Annotated in this window: 13 protein-coding genes; all 13 read left to right on the plus strand. The window is 70.1% G+C overall.

Features of this window, described 5'->3' with window-relative positions:
* Positions 1-249 precede the first annotated feature (249 nt).
* The 13 genes from pyrR to K9D12_RS06795 all read left to right on the plus strand — a co-directional run bounded on the left by pyrR (position 250) and on the right by K9D12_RS06795 (position 16,286).
* Positions 250-885 (plus strand): bifunctional pyr operon transcriptional regulator/uracil phosphoribosyltransferase PyrR, encoded by a 636-nt coding sequence (gene pyrR / locus K9D12_RS06735; RefSeq protein ID WP_082128920.1) that lies wholly within the window; start codon positions 250-252, stop codon positions 883-885.
* Positions 882-1,817 (plus strand): aspartate carbamoyltransferase catalytic subunit, encoded by a 936-nt coding sequence (locus K9D12_RS06740; protein WP_223059755.1) that lies wholly within the window; start codon positions 882-884, stop codon positions 1,815-1,817. Before pyrR ends, K9D12_RS06740 begins: the two co-directional genes overlap by 4 nt.
* The gene (locus tag K9D12_RS06745) at positions 1,817-3,121 is read left to right on the plus strand and encodes a dihydroorotase (protein ID WP_223059756.1); all 1,305 of its coding nucleotides are present in this window, start codon (positions 1,817-1,819) and stop codon (positions 3,119-3,121) included. Before K9D12_RS06740 ends, K9D12_RS06745 begins: the two co-directional genes overlap by 1 nt.
* Positions 3,118-4,308: a glutamine-hydrolyzing carbamoyl-phosphate synthase small subunit gene (gene carA, locus K9D12_RS06750; RefSeq protein ID WP_223059757.1), complete on the plus strand. Its 1,191-nt coding sequence runs from the start codon at positions 3,118-3,120 to the stop codon at positions 4,306-4,308. Before K9D12_RS06745 ends, carA begins: the two co-directional genes overlap by 4 nt.
* Complete coding sequence (gene carB / locus K9D12_RS06755) at positions 4,308-7,613, plus strand: carbamoyl-phosphate synthase large subunit (protein WP_223059758.1); 3,306 nt, start codon at positions 4,308-4,310, stop codon at positions 7,611-7,613. Before carA ends, carB begins: the two co-directional genes overlap by 1 nt.
* Positions 7,614-7,789: 176 nt before the next feature.
* Complete coding sequence (locus K9D12_RS06760) at positions 7,790-8,503, plus strand: hypothetical protein (protein WP_231579608.1); 714 nt, start codon at positions 7,790-7,792, stop codon at positions 8,501-8,503.
* The gene (locus K9D12_RS06765; RefSeq protein WP_223059759.1) at positions 8,500-9,489 is read left to right on the plus strand and encodes a nitronate monooxygenase; all 990 of its coding nucleotides are present in this window, start codon (positions 8,500-8,502) and stop codon (positions 9,487-9,489) included. The genes K9D12_RS06760 and K9D12_RS06765 overlap by 4 nt, the downstream gene beginning before the upstream one ends.
* Before the next feature lie 28 nt (positions 9,490-9,517).
* Positions 9,518-10,387 (plus strand): orotidine-5'-phosphate decarboxylase, encoded by an 870-nt coding sequence (pyrF, locus tag K9D12_RS06770; RefSeq protein WP_047312696.1) that lies wholly within the window; start codon positions 9,518-9,520, stop codon positions 10,385-10,387.
* 108 nt (positions 10,388-10,495) lie between these two features.
* Positions 10,496-11,056, plus strand: coding sequence for a guanylate kinase (gene gmk / locus K9D12_RS06775; RefSeq protein WP_047312697.1), 561 nt, complete (start codon positions 10,496-10,498; stop codon positions 11,054-11,056).
* 17 nt (positions 11,057-11,073) lie between these two features.
* Complete coding sequence (rpoZ, locus tag K9D12_RS06780) at positions 11,074-11,337, plus strand: DNA-directed RNA polymerase subunit omega (RefSeq protein ID WP_047312698.1); 264 nt, start codon at positions 11,074-11,076, stop codon at positions 11,335-11,337.
* Positions 11,338-11,347: 10 nt separating this feature from the next.
* The gene (gene coaBC / locus K9D12_RS06785) at positions 11,348-12,622 is read left to right on the plus strand and encodes a bifunctional phosphopantothenoylcysteine decarboxylase/phosphopantothenate--cysteine ligase CoaBC (RefSeq protein ID WP_223059760.1); all 1,275 of its coding nucleotides are present in this window, start codon (positions 11,348-11,350) and stop codon (positions 12,620-12,622) included.
* A gap of 62 nt (positions 12,623-12,684) precedes the next feature.
* Positions 12,685-13,902, plus strand: a complete 1,218-nt coding sequence (gene metK / locus K9D12_RS06790) for a methionine adenosyltransferase (protein WP_223059761.1) — start codon at positions 12,685-12,687, stop codon at positions 13,900-13,902.
* A gap of 116 nt (positions 13,903-14,018) precedes the next feature.
* Positions 14,019-16,286 (plus strand): primosome assembly protein PriA, encoded by a 2,268-nt coding sequence (locus K9D12_RS06795; RefSeq protein ID WP_223059762.1) that lies wholly within the window; start codon positions 14,019-14,021, stop codon positions 16,284-16,286.
* Positions 16,287-16,294 lie beyond the last annotated feature (8 nt).

The raw sequence follows: 16,294 nt of genomic DNA on the forward strand, positions 1-16,294 counted from the left end.
GCAGCAGGGCGCGGTCGACGGCCGGCATGCGCTCGAGCGACCAGCCCTTGGAGGGGTTGCGGGCGCTTCGACGTCCGATCAGCTCGCGACCTGCTGGAGGAGGCGAGCGCCGCTACGTTCGAGCCTGCGGGCTGGGGTGTCGCTCGGGTCGGTCACGGGCGTCATCCTGCCAGAGGAAGGGCATGTAAACTCGGGCGCGGAATCATCCTTTAACGATCCGTCCCGCGAGGCGGCGAAGGAGGCCTGCGCATGACGCGCGACGACATGGGCGTACCCGGGAACGGGCACCCCGCCGACACCGAATCGGGCCGCGAGGCGGCCGGTTCACCGCCCGATGTGGGGAGGGTGGTGCTGTCGGCTCCCGAGATCGCGCGAGCTCTGCGCCGCATCTCCCACGAGATCCTCGAACGCAACAAGGGCGCCGACGATCTCGTCCTCCTCGGCATCCCGACGCGCGGAGCGCACCTCGCCCGCCGCCTCGGTGACGCCCTCAAGGCCGTCGAAGGCGTCGACATCCCCGTCGGGACGCTCGACGTCACGATGTACCGCGACGATCTGCGCAAGAACCCGGCTCGCGTAGCCCACCACAGCGACATCCCCGCCAGTGGCATCGACGAGCGCACCGTCGTCCTCGTCGACGACGTGCTCTTCTCCGGACGCACGGTCCGCGCCGCTCTCGACGCCCTCGGCGATCTGGGCCGTCCGAAGGCCGTGCGCCTCGCCGTCCTCGTCGACCGCGGGCACCGCGAACTTCCGATCCGTGCCGACCACGTGGGCAAGAACCTGCCGACCGCCACGAGCGAGCACGTGCGGGTTTCCATCACCGAGATCGACGGCGCCGACGAGGTTCGCATCTCGGGTTCCGCCGCAAGGAGCGACGCATGAAGCACCTTCTCTCGGCGGCCGACCTGAGCCGTGACATGGCCGGGCAGATCCTCGAGACCGCAGGTGCGATGCACGACGTGCAGAACCGCGAGGTCAAGAAGCTGCCCGCCCTGCGCGGACGCACCGTCGTCAATCTCTTCTTCGAGGACTCGACCCGCACCCGCAGTTCCTTCGAGATCGCGGGCAAGTGGCTCTCGGCCGACGTCATCAACGTCAGCGCCAAGGGCTCGAGCGTGAGCAAGGGCGAGTCGCTGCGCGACACCGTGCTCACGGTCGCCGCCATGGGCGTCGACGGTCTCGTCATCCGCCACATGCGCTCCGGCGCTTCGCTGCAGGTGAGCCAGTGGGTCGACTGCATGGTGGTCAACGCCGGTGACGGTACCCACGAGCACCCCACACAAGCCTTGCTCGACGCCTACACGATGCAGGCGCAGCTCGGCACGCTCCAGGGCAAGCACGTCGTCATCGTCGGCGATCTGACGCACAGCCGTGTCGTGCGTTCGAACCTCATCCTGCTCAAGACGCTCGGCGCGCACGTCACGCTCGTCGCGCCGCCGACGCTCATGCCCAGCGGTATCGCCGCGTGGGCTGGGGCCGACGGATTCGAGACGAGCTACGACCTCGACGCCGTGCTCCCGCACGCCGACGCCGTCATGATGCTGCGCGTGCAGCGTGAGCGGATGTCGGGCGGTTACTTCCCGACGCCCCGCGAGTACACGGTCGGCTACGGACTCACGCGCGACCGCCTCGGCCTCCTTCCGGCGCACGCCGTCATCTGCCATCCGGGGCCCATGAACCGCGGCCTCGAGATCAGCCCCGACGCCGCCGACGAAGCGCGTTCCAAGGTGCTCGACCAGGTCAGCGCCGGTGTCGCCGTGCGCATGAGCGTTCTCTACCACCTGCTCGCCTCGAACGAAGGAGCCGGCGCCTGATGGCCAGCACGACCGACTACCTCATCACCGGCGCCGACGTCGTCGGCAGCGGGGCCGTCGACATCCTCGTGCGCGACGGGCGTATCGCCGAGATCGGTAGGGGTCTCGATGTTCCGTCCGGCATCGAGCGCGTCGACGCCGACGGCCTCGTCGCTCTTCCCGGCCTCGTCGACCTGCACACGCACCTGCGGGAGCCGGGTCGTGAGGACGCCGAGACGATCCGCACCGGATCGGCCGCCGCCGCAGCCGGCGGCTTCACGGCCGTCTTCGCGATGGCCAACACGAACCCCGTCACCGACACCGCGGAGGCCGCCGAGCGGATCGCCGAACTGGGGGAGCGCGTCGGTCTCGTCGACGTCCACCCCGTCGGTGCCGTGACGAAGGGCCTCGCCGGTGAGGAGCTCGCCGAGCTCGGTCTCATGGCGCGCAGCCGCGCCCAGGTGCGCGTGTTCTCCGACGACGGCAAGTGCGTCCACGACGCCCGCCTCATGCGCCGCGCCCTCGAGTACGTCAAGGCGTTCGACGGCGTCGTCAGCCAGCACGCCCAGGATCCGTTGCTCGCCGACGGCTCCGCGTGCTGCCACGAGGGCGAGGTCTCCGGGCGCCTCGGGTTGCCCGGCTGGCCGGGTGTCGCCGAGGAAGTCATCGTCGCGCGCGACGTGATGCTGGCCCGTCACACGGGCAGCCGCGTGCACATCGCGCACGCCTCCACCGCGGGCACCGTCGAGGTGCTGCGCTGGGCCAAGTCGCTCGGTATCGACGTCACCGCGGAGGTCACGCCGCACCACCTCATGCTCGAGACCGACCTGCTCGCCGGGTACGACCCGGTGTTCAAGGTCAACCCGCCGCTGCGTCCCGCGGAGGACATCGAGGCCGTGCGCGAGGCGCTCGCCGACGGCACGATCGACGCCGTCGCCACCGACCACGCCCCGCACGCCCGCCACGACAAGGAGCATGCCTTCGCCGACGCCGCGTTCGGCATGCTCGGGCTCGAGCAGGCGCTCGCGGTGCTCCACACGACTATGGTCGAACCGGGCCGCATGACGTGGGCGCAGGTTGCCGAGGCCACCTCAGCGCGGCCGGCGCGCATCGCCCGCCTGACGTCGCAGGGCGGCGGCCTCGTGGCCGGTGCCCCCGCGAACATCACCCTCTTCGATCCCGCGGTGACGAACGTCGTCGACCGCGAGGAATCGAAGTCGCTTTCCCGCAACAACCCCTGGCACGGACACACGCTCAAGGGCGCCGTCGCCGCGACGTTCCTGCGCGGACGCCGCACCTTCGCCAACGGAGAGGTTCACCAGTGAACACGAACGATCAGACCGGCGTTCTCGCCCGGCGTTCCGACGCCGTGCTCGTCCTCGAGGACGGGCGCGTCTTCCGCGGTCGCAGCTACGGCGCCGAGGGTACGACGTTCGGTGAGGCCGTCTTCTCAACCGGGATGTCCGGCTACCAGGAGACGCTGACCGACCCGAGCTATCACAAGCAGGTCGTCGTCATGACGGCGCCGCACGTCGGCAACACCGGCATGAACAACGAGGACGAGGAGTCGCGCCGCATCTGGGTGGCCGGTTACGTCGTGCGCGACCCCGCCATCCGCCCGTCGAACTGGCGCAGCGTGCGCACGCTCGAGGACGACCTCGTCGAGCAGGGCATCGTCGGGATCTGCGAGATCGACACGCGCGCCCTCACGCGTCACCTGCGCGAGCGCGGCGCCATGCGTGTTGGCGTCTTCTCCGGCGCGGACGCGGACAAGCTGGACTCCGAACTCCTCGCGGCCGTGAAGAACGCGCCGACGATGGAGGGCAGCGAGCTCGCCTCCGAGGTCGCGACGAAGGAGACCTACGTCGTCCCGGCCCAGGGCGAGAAGAAGTTCACCGTGGCCGCGGTCGACCTCGGCATCAAGTCGAACACCCCGCGCATGATGAGCGAGCGCGGCATCGAGGTGCACGTCATGCCGGCCACGGCGACGCTCGAGGAGGTGCAGGCGATCAACCCCGACGGTGTGTTCTTCTCGAACGGCCCGGGCGACCCGGCCACCGCGCCTCAGGTCGGCCTCCTGCGTGACGTACTCGGCGCCGGCATTCCGTACTTCGGCATCTGCTTCGGCAACCAGCTGCTCGGACGCGCCCTCGGCTTCGGCACGTACAAGCTGAAGTACGGCCACCGCGGCATCAACGTGCCCGTGCTCGACAAGGAGAGCGGCACCGTCGAGATCACCGCCCAGAACCACGGCTTCGCCGTCGACGCACCCATCGAGGGGCACACCAACGCCCCTGCGGACGCCGAGCACGGCACGAACTTCGGGCGCGTCGAGGTCTCGCACGTGTGCCTCAACGACGACGTCGTCGAGGGGCTTCGCTGCCTCGACATCCCCGCCTTCTCGGTGCAGTACCACCCGGAGGCCGCAGCCGGGCCGCACGACGCGGCCTACCTGTTCGACCGCTTCGTCGCCATGATGAGCGACCACAACGACGCGAAGGTGAGCGCCTGATGCCCAAGAACACCGACATCAAGAGCGTCCTCGTCATCGGCTCCGGCCCGATCGTCATCGGCCAGGCCGCGGAGTTCGACTACTCGGGTACGCAGGCCTGCCGCGTGCTGCGAGAGGAGGGCCTTCGCGTCATCCTCGTCAACTCCAACCCGGCGACGATCATGACCGACCCGGAGACCGCAGACGTCACCTACGTCGAGCCGATCACGCCCGAGATCGTCGCCTCCATCATCGAGAAGGAGCGCCCGGACGCCGTCCTCGCCACCCTCGGTGGTCAGACGGCGCTCAACACGGCCATCGCGCTGCACAAGGACGGCGTGCTCGAGAAGTACGGCTGCCCGCTCATCGGCGCCAACGTCGAAGCCATCGAGCTCGGCGAGGACCGCGAGAAGTTCAAGGGCGTTGTCGAGCGCTGTGGCGCCGAGTCGGCCCGTTCCTACATCTGCCACTCCATGGACGACGTGCTCGCCGGCGCCGAGGAGCTCGGCTACCCGGTCGTCGTGCGTCCCTCGTTCACCATGGGCGGCCTCGGCTCCGGCTTCGCTTACGACGAGACCGACCTGCGCCGCATGGCCGGCGCGGGCCTGCAGGCCAGCCCGACCACCGAGGTGCTCCTCGAGGAGTCGATCCTCGGGTGGAAGGAGTACGAGCTCGAGGTGATGAGGGACAACGTCGACAATGTCGTTGTTGTCTGTTCCATCGAGAACTTCGACCCCATGGGTGTTCACACCGGTGACTCCATCACCGTGGCCCCGTCGCTGACGCTCACCGACCGCGAGTACCAGCGCATGCGTGACGTCGGCATCGCCGTCATCCGCGAGGTCGGCGTCGACACCGGCGGCTGCAACATCCAGTTCGCCATCAACCCGGCCGACGGCCGCATGATCGTCATCGAGATGAACCCGCGCGTCTCGCGTTCGTCGGCGCTCGCGTCGAAGGCCACCGGCTTCCCGATCGCCAAGATCGCGGCGAAGATGGCCATCGGCTACACCCTCGACGAGGTGCCGAACGACATCACGGGTGAGACGCCGGCGAGCTTCGAGCCGACGCTCGACTACATCGTCGTCAAGGTGCCGCGCTTCGCGTTCGAGAAGTTCCCGGCCGCCGACCCGACCCTCACGACGACGATGAAGTCGGTCGGCGAGGCCATGGCGCTGGGCCGCAACTTCACCGAGGCGCTGCAGAAGGCGCTGCGTTCCATCGAGCGCAAGGAGGCGCAGTTCCACTGGCGCGCCGACGACCTGCCGACGCCCGAGATGGCGCGCGAGCTGCTCGAGCAGGCCAAGCGCCCGACCGACGGCCGCATCCTGCTCGTCCAGCAGGCGCTGCGTGGCGGCCTCAGCGTCGAAGAGGTGCACGAGGCCACGAAGATCGACCCGTGGTTCCTCGACCAGCTGCAGCTCATCAACGAGGTGGCCGAGGAGATCTCGCGCGCACCCCAGCTGACGCCGGAACTGCTGCGCCTGGCGAAGAAGCACGGCTTCTCCGACGCCCAGCTCGCACAGCTGACGGACATGAAGGAGGACGTCGTGCGCGGCGTCCGCCACGCGCTCGGTGTGCGCCCGGTCTACAAGACGGTCGACACCTGTGCAGCCGAGTTCGCTGCTCAGACGCCGTACTACTACTCCTCCTACGACGAGGAGAGCGAGGTGCTGCCGCGCGAGAAGCCCGCCGTCATCATCCTCGGCTCGGGCCCCAACCGCATCGGTCAGGGCATCGAGTTCGACTACTCGTGCGTGCACGCCTCGTTCGCGCTGCGTGACGCCGGCTTCGACACCGTCATGGTCAACTGCAACCCCGAGACGGTCTCCACCGACTACGACACGAGCTCGCGCCTCTACTTCGAGCCGCTGACGCTCGAGGACGTGCTCGAGGTCGTCCACGCCGAGCGTGAGGCCGGTCCGCTCGCGGGCGTCATCGTCCAGCTCGGCGGCCAGACGCCGCTCGGCCTGGCGCGCGCCCTCAAGGCCGAGGGCGTGCCGATCGTCGGCACGTCTCCCGAGGCCATCGACCTGGCCGAGGACCGCGGAGCATTCGGCCGCGTGCTCGCCGAGGCGAACCTGCCCGCGCCGCGCCACGGCATCGCCTACTCGGCCGACGAGGCCGTCGAGGTGGCCCGTGAGATCGGCTTCCCGGTGCTCGTGCGCCCGAGCTACGTGCTCGGTGGCCGCGGCATGGAGATCGTCTACGACGACGACACGCTGCGTGGGTACGTCACGCGTGCGACGACGGCGTCGCCCGAGCACCCCGTGCTCGTCGACCGCTTCCTCGACGAAGCCATCGAGATCGACGTCGACTGCCTCTACGACGGCAAGGAGATGTACCTCGGCGGCATCATGGAGCACGTCGAGGAGGCCGGCATCCACTCCGGTGACTCGGCCTGCGTCCTGCCGCCGGCAACGCTCGGCACCGAGGAGCTCGACCGCGTTCGCGCCTCGACGCTCGCTCTCGCCGAGGGCATCGGTGTGCGCGGCCTCATGAACGTGCAGTTCGCGCTCGCTCAGGACGTGCTCTACGTTCTCGAGGCCAACCCGCGCGCTAGCCGTACGGTGCCGTTCGTCGCCAAGGCAACGTCCGTGCCGCTCGCCAAGGCCGCCGCCCGCGTCATGCTCGGCTCCTCGATCGCCGACCTGCGCGCCGAGGGCATGCTGCCGCCCACCGGGGACGGTTCGCACCTGCCCCTCGACGCTCCGGTCTCGGTCAAGGAGGCCGTGCTGCCGTTCCAGCGCTTTCGCACCGCCGAGGGAGAGGTCGTCGACTCACTCCTCGGCCCGGAGATGCGCTCCACCGGTGAGGTCATGGGCATCGACGCCGACTTCGCCACCTCGTTCGCCAAGGCGATGCTCGGTTCGGGCCAGGGGCTGCCGCGCTCGGGCAACATCTTCGTTTCGTGCGCCAACCGCGACAAGCGCGCCATGTTGTTCCCCGTCAAGCGCCTCGTCGACCTCGGCTTCACGGTGCTCGCGACGAGCGGAACGTCGGACGTGCTGCGCCGCAACGGCATCGCCTCGACCACGGTGCGCAAGCACTCGCAGGGTCAGGGCGAGGACGGCGAGAAGACAATCGTTCAGCGCATCCTCGACGGCGAGGTCGGCATGATCGTCAACACGCCGTCCGGCCAGGACGCGCGCGCCGACGGTTACGCGATCCGCGCGGCGGGAACGTCGATGAACGCGCCCGTCATCACGACGGTTCAGGAGCTCGCCGCAGCCGTGCAGGCCATCGAGGCCGGCATGCAGGGCGAGTTCTCGGTGAAGTCGCTGCAGGAGCACGCGGCCGACCTCAACCTGTTCGCGGCGCGCTGAGGCCCGCCCTGAACGCACGCACGACACCGGACGCGCAGGCGTCGCCGTCGAACGCCGACGGCGTCGTCTCCGTCACGGGTGAACTCATCGCGACGCGACGCGTCGGTGCCTTCGTCGCGCACACCTTCGTCGCGCCCGGCATCGCCGAGGCGGCGCGGCCGGGACAGCTCGTTTCGGTGGCGATCGGTGACGAGGCGTCGGCGATCATCACCCGACGCGCGCTGCCGCTGCGGGCCGTCACTCCCACGGGAACGTTCGGCGGCACCGTCGAGGTCGTCATCGACCCCGACGCCGACGAGGCCAGTGCCTGGCTCGCCGGGCGACGCCTCCACGACGAGGTGAGCATCCTCGGCCCGCTCGGGCGTGGCTTCCCGCTGCCGTCGCAGCCGGTGCGTGCGGTCGTCGCGGGCGTCGGTGCCAGCGCGGCGTCGCTCGTGTGGCTCATCACCGAACTGCGTCGAGCGGGGAGCCAGGTGCCGCGCGTCGTCATCGGCGGTCGCGACGACCGTCACCTGCTCGGTGTCATCGAAGCACGCCGTCTCGTGGGTGACGTCGTCACCGTGGTGCCGGAAGCGGGGGGCGTGACGTCGCTCGAATACCTCGTGCAGGTCGCGCTCGATGCCGCGCTCCGAGTAAGTGACGCACCGGTGGTGTACGCCGCCGGCGACGTGTCGGCTCTTGCGGCGATGACGGCGGCCTCCCAGGGTCGAGGGGCAGTGCTGCAGGGTGCGTTCGACGTGCCCATGCCGTGCGGCACCGGCCTGTGCGGTGCGTGCATCGTGCCGGTCGCCGGGGCGTCCGGCGACGTTCGCAGTGTTCGATGCTGCAGCGAGGGCCCGGTGCTGCCCGGTGACCGCGTCGTCTGGCACGACCTGTTGGAGCAGCGATGAGTCCGCAGACGCCGAAGGGCGCTGAGCCGCAGACGAACACGCCTCCCGAGGACATCGACGTGTCGGTCACGCTCGGCAACCACCGCCTCGCCTCGCCGCTTCTCGCGGCGTCCGGCTGTGGCGGGTTCGGGCACGAACTCGTGCGCTGGGGTGGACTCGGCGGGTTCGGGGCCCTCGTCACGCCGACGCTGACGAGTGAAGCCCGCGAGAGTAGCGAACGTCGCGTCATCGTCGAGACACCCTCGGGAGTCGTGCACCCACACGACGTGCCGAACATCGGTGCCAACGCCTTGAGCGCCACGCGGCTGCCGTGGGAGATCTGCGGCGAGACGCCGGTCGTCGCGTCGATCGCGGGGGACACGAGCGGCGACTTCGCCGAGGCTGCTGCGGCCGTGCGTCGTCGCACCGCAGCGCGCGGTCTGCTCGGTGTCGAGATGAACCTGTCCGTGCCGAACGAGGCGAACAGCGGGCGCCCCTTCGCGCGTGACGAGTACGCCGTGACGAAGGTCGTCGCCCGTGTGCGCGAACACCTCCCACGCAACCTGCTCCTCTTCGCCAAGCTCACGGTGGGCACGGATGTCGTCGAGTTGGCCCGCGCCGCACTGAAGTCGGGTGTCGACGTCATCGTCGTCGGTCACCCGCCGGCAGCGACGAGCATCGACCCGACGACGCTGAGACCCCGCACGCGCGGCGCGGCGACGATGGCCGGGCCGGCACTGCTGCCCATGACGCTCGGCGCCGTCTTCGAACTCAAGGCCGCGATGATCGCCGGCCGACTCCCGAGCGCGCCGATCGTGGCCGGGGGCGGCATCGCGCGGGCTGAGGACGTCGTCGCAGCCCTCGCAGCGGGAGCGAGCGCGGTGCAGATGGGAACCGCGCTCATCCGCGACCCACGCGCCGGCGTCACGACCCTCGACGCACTGCGCCGCCACTGCTCAGAGCTCTCCATGCCCCCGTCTGCCATGACCGCCGTCGCGCACCGCTGACGCCGACCGTTCGACCAGGAGAACCGCCATGACCACCACGTCACCCGAAGCCGGTTTCGGTGCTCGACTGAAGGCCGCGCACGAGCGCTTCGGCCCGGCCTGTGTCGGCATCGACCCCCACCGTGGCCTCGTCGAGGGGTGGGGGCTGCCCTACAGCTACGAGGGTGTCGAGCGGTTCGCGCTGACGTGCGTCGAGGCGTTCGGCGGACGCGTCGCCTCCGTCAAGCCGCAGTCAGCCTTCTTCGAGGTGTTCGGCTCGCGCGGTGTGGCACTGCTCGAGCGCGTGACGAAGGAACTGCGCGAAGCAGGCACGCTTGTCGTGCTCGACGTGAAGCGCGGCGACATCGGCACGACGATGACGGCCTACGGGGAGGCGTTTCTCGGCAAGGACGCGCCCGAGCCGGCCGACGCGATCACGCTCAGCCCGTACCTCGGGTACGAGTCGCTGCGCCCGGCGCTCGACCTCGCGCGGGACACCGGACGCGGCGTGTTCGTGCTCGCGCTCACCTCGAACGCGGAGGGCGCAGGCGTCCAGCACGCGAGTACGCCCGGCGGCAGCGTCGCGGGCGACATCGTCGCTGCGGCAACCCGCGACAACGCCGAGGCTGCCGGCCGGGGGGAGTGGGGCCACGTCGGCTTCGTCATGGGCGCCACGATCGGCTCGGCGCTCGACGACCTCGGCCTGCGCGACGCGCTCGCTGCGTCGAACGCGCCGGTCCTCGCGCCGGGCTTCGGCGCGCAGGGCGGCACGGTCGAGACGATCAAGGAAGTCTTCGGCGCCTCCGTCGAGCGCGTCATCCCGACGACGTCGCGCGACGTGCTCAAGGCCGGCCCGGACGTCAGCTCGCTCATCGAGGCTGTGGAGCGCACGCGCGAGAGTGTGGCTCGCTTGGCGTGAGTCGCTCGGCCTGAACAAGGGCCGGGCGGCCAACTGTCGGCCTGTGAAAGGATGAGCGACACGCCCTCGCGGGCGTCTCGCACCAGTTCGCCGTGGAAGGAATCCTCGATGAGTGGACGCCTCGTCGTCCTGGCCGGCCCCACCGCGGTCGGCAAGGGCACCGTCGCCGCCTACATCCGCGAGCACTACCCGGAGGTGTGGCTCTCGGTCTCCGCGACGACGCGCCCGCCACGCCCGGGTGAGATCGACGGAGTCCACTACCGCTTCCTCAGCGACGAGGAGTTCGCCCGGACGGCGCGCGAGGACGGCTTCCTCGAACACGCCATCGTCCACGGTCGTGCCTCGTACGGCACGCCGAAGGCCCCCGTCGAGGAGGCGATGGCCGAGGGCAAGCTGCCGCTGCTCGAGATCGACCTCCAGGGTGCGCGCCAGGTCAAGCAGAACGCGCCCGACGCGTTCTTCGTCTTCCTCGAGCCTCCGAGCTGGGACGAGCTGGTGCGCCGGCTCGTCGGGCGCGGCACCGAGACCGAGGAGGAACGCGAGCGACGCCTCCAGACCGCGAAGGTCGAACTGGCCGCGAAATCCGAGTTCGACCACGTCATCGTCAACGACGACGTTCGGCGTGCAGCCGAAGAACTCGTATCATTGATGAGAACCCCCGAAAACTGACGACGAAACGAGTGATTGTGTCCGGCACCAAGGCCGAGCCCATCGGCATCACGAACCCGCCCATCGACGACCTCCTCGAGATCGCGGACAGCAAGTACGCGCTCGTGACGTACGCCTCGAAGCGCGCGCGTCAGATCAACGGCTACTACAGCCAGCTCGCTGACGGCCTGCTCGACAACGTCGGTCCGCTCGTCGAGGCCCAGCCCAACGACAAGCCGCTGTCCATCGCGCTGCGCGAGATGAACGAGGGTCTGCTCTCGATCGAGAAGCTCGAAGCCTGAGTCTCGCCAGATGCGCATCGTTCTCGGTGTGACGGGGGGCATCGCCGGCTACAAAGCGGCGTTGCTCCTTCGTCTTTTCACGGAGAGTGGGCACGACGTCACGGTCGTGCCCACTTCTGCTGCACTCGAATTCGTCGGCGCTCCCACGTGGGAGGCGCTCTCGGGCAAGCCGGTGCAGACGGGTGTCTTCGAGAACGTGCACGCGGTGCCGCACGTCAAGCTCGGCCAGAGCGCCGATCTCGTCGTCGTGGCACCGGCAACGGCAGACCTGCTCGCCAAGGCCGCATGTGGCATGGCGAACGACCTGCTGACGAACACGCTGCTCACGGCGCGCTGCCCGGTTGTCATGGCTCCGGCCATGCACACCGAGATGTGGCTTCACCCGGCCACGCAGGCCAACGTCGCCACGCTGCGTGAGCGCGGCGTGACGATCGTCGAGCCCGCGTCGGGTCGACTCACGGGCGCCGACACCGGCCCCGGCCGTCTGCCCGACCCCGACGTCATCTACGAAGCCGCTTTGGCTGCGGCCGCGAGCGGTACACGCCGTGACGGTGCCGAGAAGGTTCCTGTCGCCCGCGAACAGGGGCCCTTGGCCGGGCGCACCGTGCTGGTCACCGCCGGCGGCACGCGTGAGGCCATCGACCCCGTGCGCTACCTCGGCAACCGCAGCAGCGGGAAGATGGGCTTCGCCATCGCAGCAGCTGCCGCCGACCTGGGCGCCAAGGTCACCCTCGTCACGACGGTCACGCCGCCCGCTGACGTTGCGTCCCGCGTCGACGTCGTCATGGTCGAGGGTGCCCGGGCCATGCGCGAGAAGGTGCTCGAGGCCGAGCCCGACCTGCTCGTCATGGCGGCCGCCGTGGCCGATTTCCGCCCGAGTGAGGTGGCCACGTCGAAGATCAAGAAGACGCACGGCGCGGGCGACGACTCGGCGCCCGTCATCACACTCGTGCGCAACCCCGACATCCTCGCCGAAGCCGTCGCGCAGCGTGACGCGAAGGCCGACTCGGAGGCGCGTCGTCGCGTCATCGTCGGGTTCGCCGCCGAGACGGGCGACGCCGACGGCGACGTCCTGTTCCACGCCCGCGCCAAGCTCGCTCGCAAGGGGTGCGACGTTCTCGTGGCCAACGAGGTCGGCGACGGCGTCACGTTCGGTCAGGACGAGTCGACCGCCCACCTGCTGCGTGCCGACTCCGACGAGGTCGTCACCGTCGGGCCCGCCCCAAAGTCTCACATCGCGGCAGCGGTCGTCGACCTCGCCGCGTCTATCTTCACTACTCAGTAACATGCTGTGACGGGGTGGTTCGCGCCCCAGTCAGCAGCCGCTGCCCACGTCAGGAGTCCGCTTTGACCCGTCTGTTCACCTCCGAGTCCGTCACCGAAGGTCACCCCGACAAGATCTGTGACCAGATCAGTGACGCGATCCTCGACGACATGCTCAAGAAGGACCCGAAGTCGCGCGTCGCGGTCGAGACGATGGTGACGACGGGCCTCGTGCACGTGGCGGGAGAGGTGCGCACCGAGGGCTACACCGACATCGCGACGCTCGTGCGCAACGTCATCACCGAGGTCGGCTACGACTCCTCGCTCAAGGGCTTCGACGGGCACAGCTGCGGCATTTCCGTCTCGATCGGCCAGCAGTCGGTCGACATCGCGCAGGGCGTCGACCAGGCGCACGAACACCGCGTCGACGGTGGCGTCGACCCGCTCGATCTGCAGGGCGCCGGCGACCAGGGCCTCATGTTCGGTTACGCCTGCGACGACACCCCCGAACTCATGCCGCTGCCGATCTTCCTCGCGCACCGCCTCTCCGAGCGCCTCACCCGCGTGCGCAAGGACGGCACGCTCGAGTACCTGCGCCCGGACGGCAAGACCCAGGTCACCATCGCGTACGACGGTGACAAGGCTGTCGGCCTCGAGACCGTCGTGCTCTCGACCCAGCACGACGAAGGCATCGACCTGGGCGGTCAGCTCGCGCCCGACATCGAGCGCCACGTCATCGACCCGGTCATCGCCGAACTCGCGGCCAGCGGCGTCGCGCTCGACACCACGAACGTGCGCCAGCTCATCAACCCCACGGGCAAGTTCGTCATCGGCGGCCCCATGGGTGACGCCGGCCTCACCGGGCGCAAGATCATCGTCGACACCTACGGCGGCATGGCCCGCCACGGCGGCGGCGCCTTCTCCGGCAAGGACCCGTCGAAGGTCGACCGCTCGGCCGCCTACGCCATGCGCTGGGTGGCCAAGAACGTCGTCGCCGCCGGCCTCGCGAAGCGCTGCGAGGTGCAGGTCGCGTACGCCATCGGCAAGGCACAGCCGGTCGGCCTTTACGTCGAGTGCTTCGGCACCGAGACCAAGCCGCTCGACGTCATCCAGAAGGCCATCGACACGACGTTCGACCTGCGCCCGGCCGCGCTCGTCGAGCAGCTCGATCTCCTGCGCCCGATCTACCAGCCCACCGCGGCCTACGGTCACTTCGGTCGCACCGAGGCGGCCGGTCTGGAGAACGGGTTCACGTGGGAGCGCACCAACCGCGTCGAGGAACTGCAGCGCGCTGCCGGCTGATCACCGACCTCACAGAGCGAAGGGCGCCGCCTGTCCACACCGGACGTGGCGGCGCCCTTCGGCGTCCACGCGGGGAGGTTCGACGGTTGTCGGAGGTGTGCCGTATACATGGGGCCATGAGCGAGCCGCACGCACCGACCAGCGAACAGCTGGCCCTGCTGCGTGAGGCCGCGCGTCCTCAGCGCAAGGAGCCGGGAGACGCCAGGGCGGACGCCGCCGACGCAGCGTCCGCATCGTCCGGGTCGAAACCCGACCTGGTCGCCGTCGTCTGGCCCATGCTCGAAGTGCCTCACCTCGACCGCGAGTTCGAGTACACGGTGCCCGAGGAGATGCGTGACGACATCGCAGTCGGTGTCGCCGTCAAGGTGAGGTTCAAGGCGCAACAGATCACCGGCTACGTCGTGGCTCTGCGCGAGCAGGCCGAGTTCTCGGGCACCCTGCGGCCCATCCAACGCGTCATCTCGTCCCAGGTCGTGCTCACGCCGCACGTGTGGGAGCTGGCTCGCGCCGTGGCCGCTCGTGACGCGGGGAACGTCAGCGACGTCCTGCGCCTGGCCATCCCGCCCCGGCACGCCCGCGCCGAGGCGGCGCTCGACGCTCGGGAGGAGAAGGCCGCGGCGTCAGAAAGGGTGGATGTCGACGCCGCCGGGGAGACCGCTGACGCATCGGACACGACGGCGGCGGACGGATCGCCGGGTGCGCCGAGCGACGGCGAGCGGGCCGAGAGCGAGCCGACCGAGCCTGCCGGGGTAGCGGTCGACGAAGCATCGAGCGCCTGGCGCTTCTACGGCGGCGGGTTGTCGCTCCTCAAGCACATCGCCGACGGCGAAGGGCCACGCGCGTCGTGGAACGTGGCACCCGGGCTGTTCGGTGACGACGCCTGGCCGGCGGCAGTCGCAGAGCTCGCCGACGCGGCTCGACGTTCGAAGCGGGGGAGCCTCGTCGTCGTGCCGGACGCGCGCGACGTCGAGCGCGTGCTCGAGGCGTGCACCGCACTGCTCGGGCGAGACAAGGTCGTGCGCCTCAGTGCCGATCAAGGGCCGCAGGCGCGCTACACCTCGTTCCTCAAGACGGTGCGCGGTGAGGCCGACGTCGTCGTCGGCACGAGGGCGGCGATGTTCGCCCCAGTGAAGGACCTGGGGCTCGTCGTGTGGTGGGACGACACGGACTCGCTGCACGTCGACCCCCACGCTCCCTACCCGCACGTGCGCGACGTCCTGCGCGAGCGAGCCCGCCTCAGTGGTGCGTCGCTCGTCTCAGCCGGACCCACGCGATCGGCGGCGGTCGAGGCCTGGGTGGAGAGCGGGGATCTCGTCGCCGTCGATGCCGTGGCTCGTACCGGGCCGGCCGTCGTCGTGACGGGTGATGACCGGGCGGTCGAACGTCACGGACCGGCCGCCCGCGCGCGTATTCCTGCTCAGGCCTGGCGCGGCGCGACAGATGCGCTCGCACACGGCCCCGTCCTCGTCCAAGTGCCGCGGCGCGGCTACGTTCCGGCGCTCGCCTGTGCGCGCTGCCGCACGAAGGCTGCGTGCCCCGTCTGCCACGGGCCCCTGGGGTTGGCCGATGAGGGGGCCACACCCACGTGCCGCTGGTGTGGTCACGCCGCCCACGTCATCACGTGCCCGGAATGCGGTGCGCACGAACTGAGGTCGCTCGTCGTTGGCGCCGGCCGAACCGCGGAGGAACTGGGGCGTGCCTTCCCCGGCGTGCCGGTGCGCCGATCGGGTGCACCGGACGTTCTGGCCACGGTGCCCGACACCCCCGCGCTCGTCATCGCAACGCCCGGTGCAGAGCCGGTCGCCGAAAACGGCTACAGCGCAGCCATCCTGCTCGACGCGTGGGCACTGCTCGATCGCGCCGGGCTCGACTCGTCCGAGCGGGCGCTCACGCATTGGTCGACCGCCGCGGGCCTCGTGCGGGGCGCCGCTGACGGGGGAGCGGTCTACCTGTGCGGCGTGCCGCGCCACGTGCCGTTCCCGAGCGTGGAGGCGCTCGTGCGTGCGGCGCCGCGGTGGTTCGCCGAGCGCGAGCTGGCCGAACGCGCCGAGGTCGGTCTACCCCCGGTCGTCCGGATGGCCGCGCTCGAGGGGCCGAGACGTGCGGCGCAGGACGTGGCCGACGAGGTCTCGCGCCGCGCGAACGACGACGGCGTGCCGCTCGACGTGCTCGGACCACTGCCGTTGGGACGACGCCACATGTTCGATCGCGCGACGGGCCGCTCGAACGACGACGACCCGAAGGTGCGCTACCTCGTGCGCTGGAACGACCCCGGTGCGCCCGAGCCCCCGAAGCTGCTGCGTGGCGTGCAGGCCGCCCGCTCGGCGGCACGCGAACCGGTCGTCACGCTGCGGCTCGACCCGATGCTCGACGGCCTGGCATGAGAACCATT

Origin of the sequence: Dermacoccus sp. Tok2021 (genome assembly GCF_019895135.1) — a bacterium.
In the GTDB taxonomy this organism is placed as follows: domain Bacteria; phylum Actinomycetota; class Actinomycetes; order Actinomycetales; family Dermatophilaceae; genus Dermacoccus; species Dermacoccus abyssi.

Excerpts from the sequence above, each read along its gene's own strand:
- pyrR (WP_082128920.1), top strand. The coding sequence starts at position 250 with ATGACGCGCGACGACATGGGCGTACCCGGGAACGGGCACCCCGCCGAC.
- K9D12_RS06740 (WP_223059755.1), top strand. The coding sequence starts at position 882 with ATGAAGCACCTTCTCTCGGCGGCCGACCTGAGCCGTGACATGGCCGGG.
- K9D12_RS06745 (WP_223059756.1), top strand. The coding sequence starts at position 1,817 with ATGGCCAGCACGACCGACTACCTCATCACCGGCGCCGACGTCGTCGGC.
- carB (WP_223059758.1), top strand. The coding sequence starts at position 4,308 with ATGCCCAAGAACACCGACATCAAGAGCGTCCTCGTCATCGGCTCCGGC.
- K9D12_RS06765 (WP_223059759.1), top strand. The coding sequence starts at position 8,500 with ATGAGTCCGCAGACGCCGAAGGGCGCTGAGCCGCAGACGAACACGCCT.
- pyrF (WP_047312696.1), top strand. The coding sequence starts at position 9,518 with ATGACCACCACGTCACCCGAAGCCGGTTTCGGTGCTCGACTGAAGGCC.
- gmk (WP_047312697.1), top strand. The coding sequence starts at position 10,496 with ATGAGTGGACGCCTCGTCGTCCTGGCCGGCCCCACCGCGGTCGGCAAG.
- coaBC (WP_223059760.1), top strand. The coding sequence starts at position 11,348 with ATGCGCATCGTTCTCGGTGTGACGGGGGGCATCGCCGGCTACAAAGCG.
- K9D12_RS06795 (WP_223059762.1), top strand. The coding sequence starts at position 14,019 with ATGAGCGAGCCGCACGCACCGACCAGCGAACAGCTGGCCCTGCTGCGT.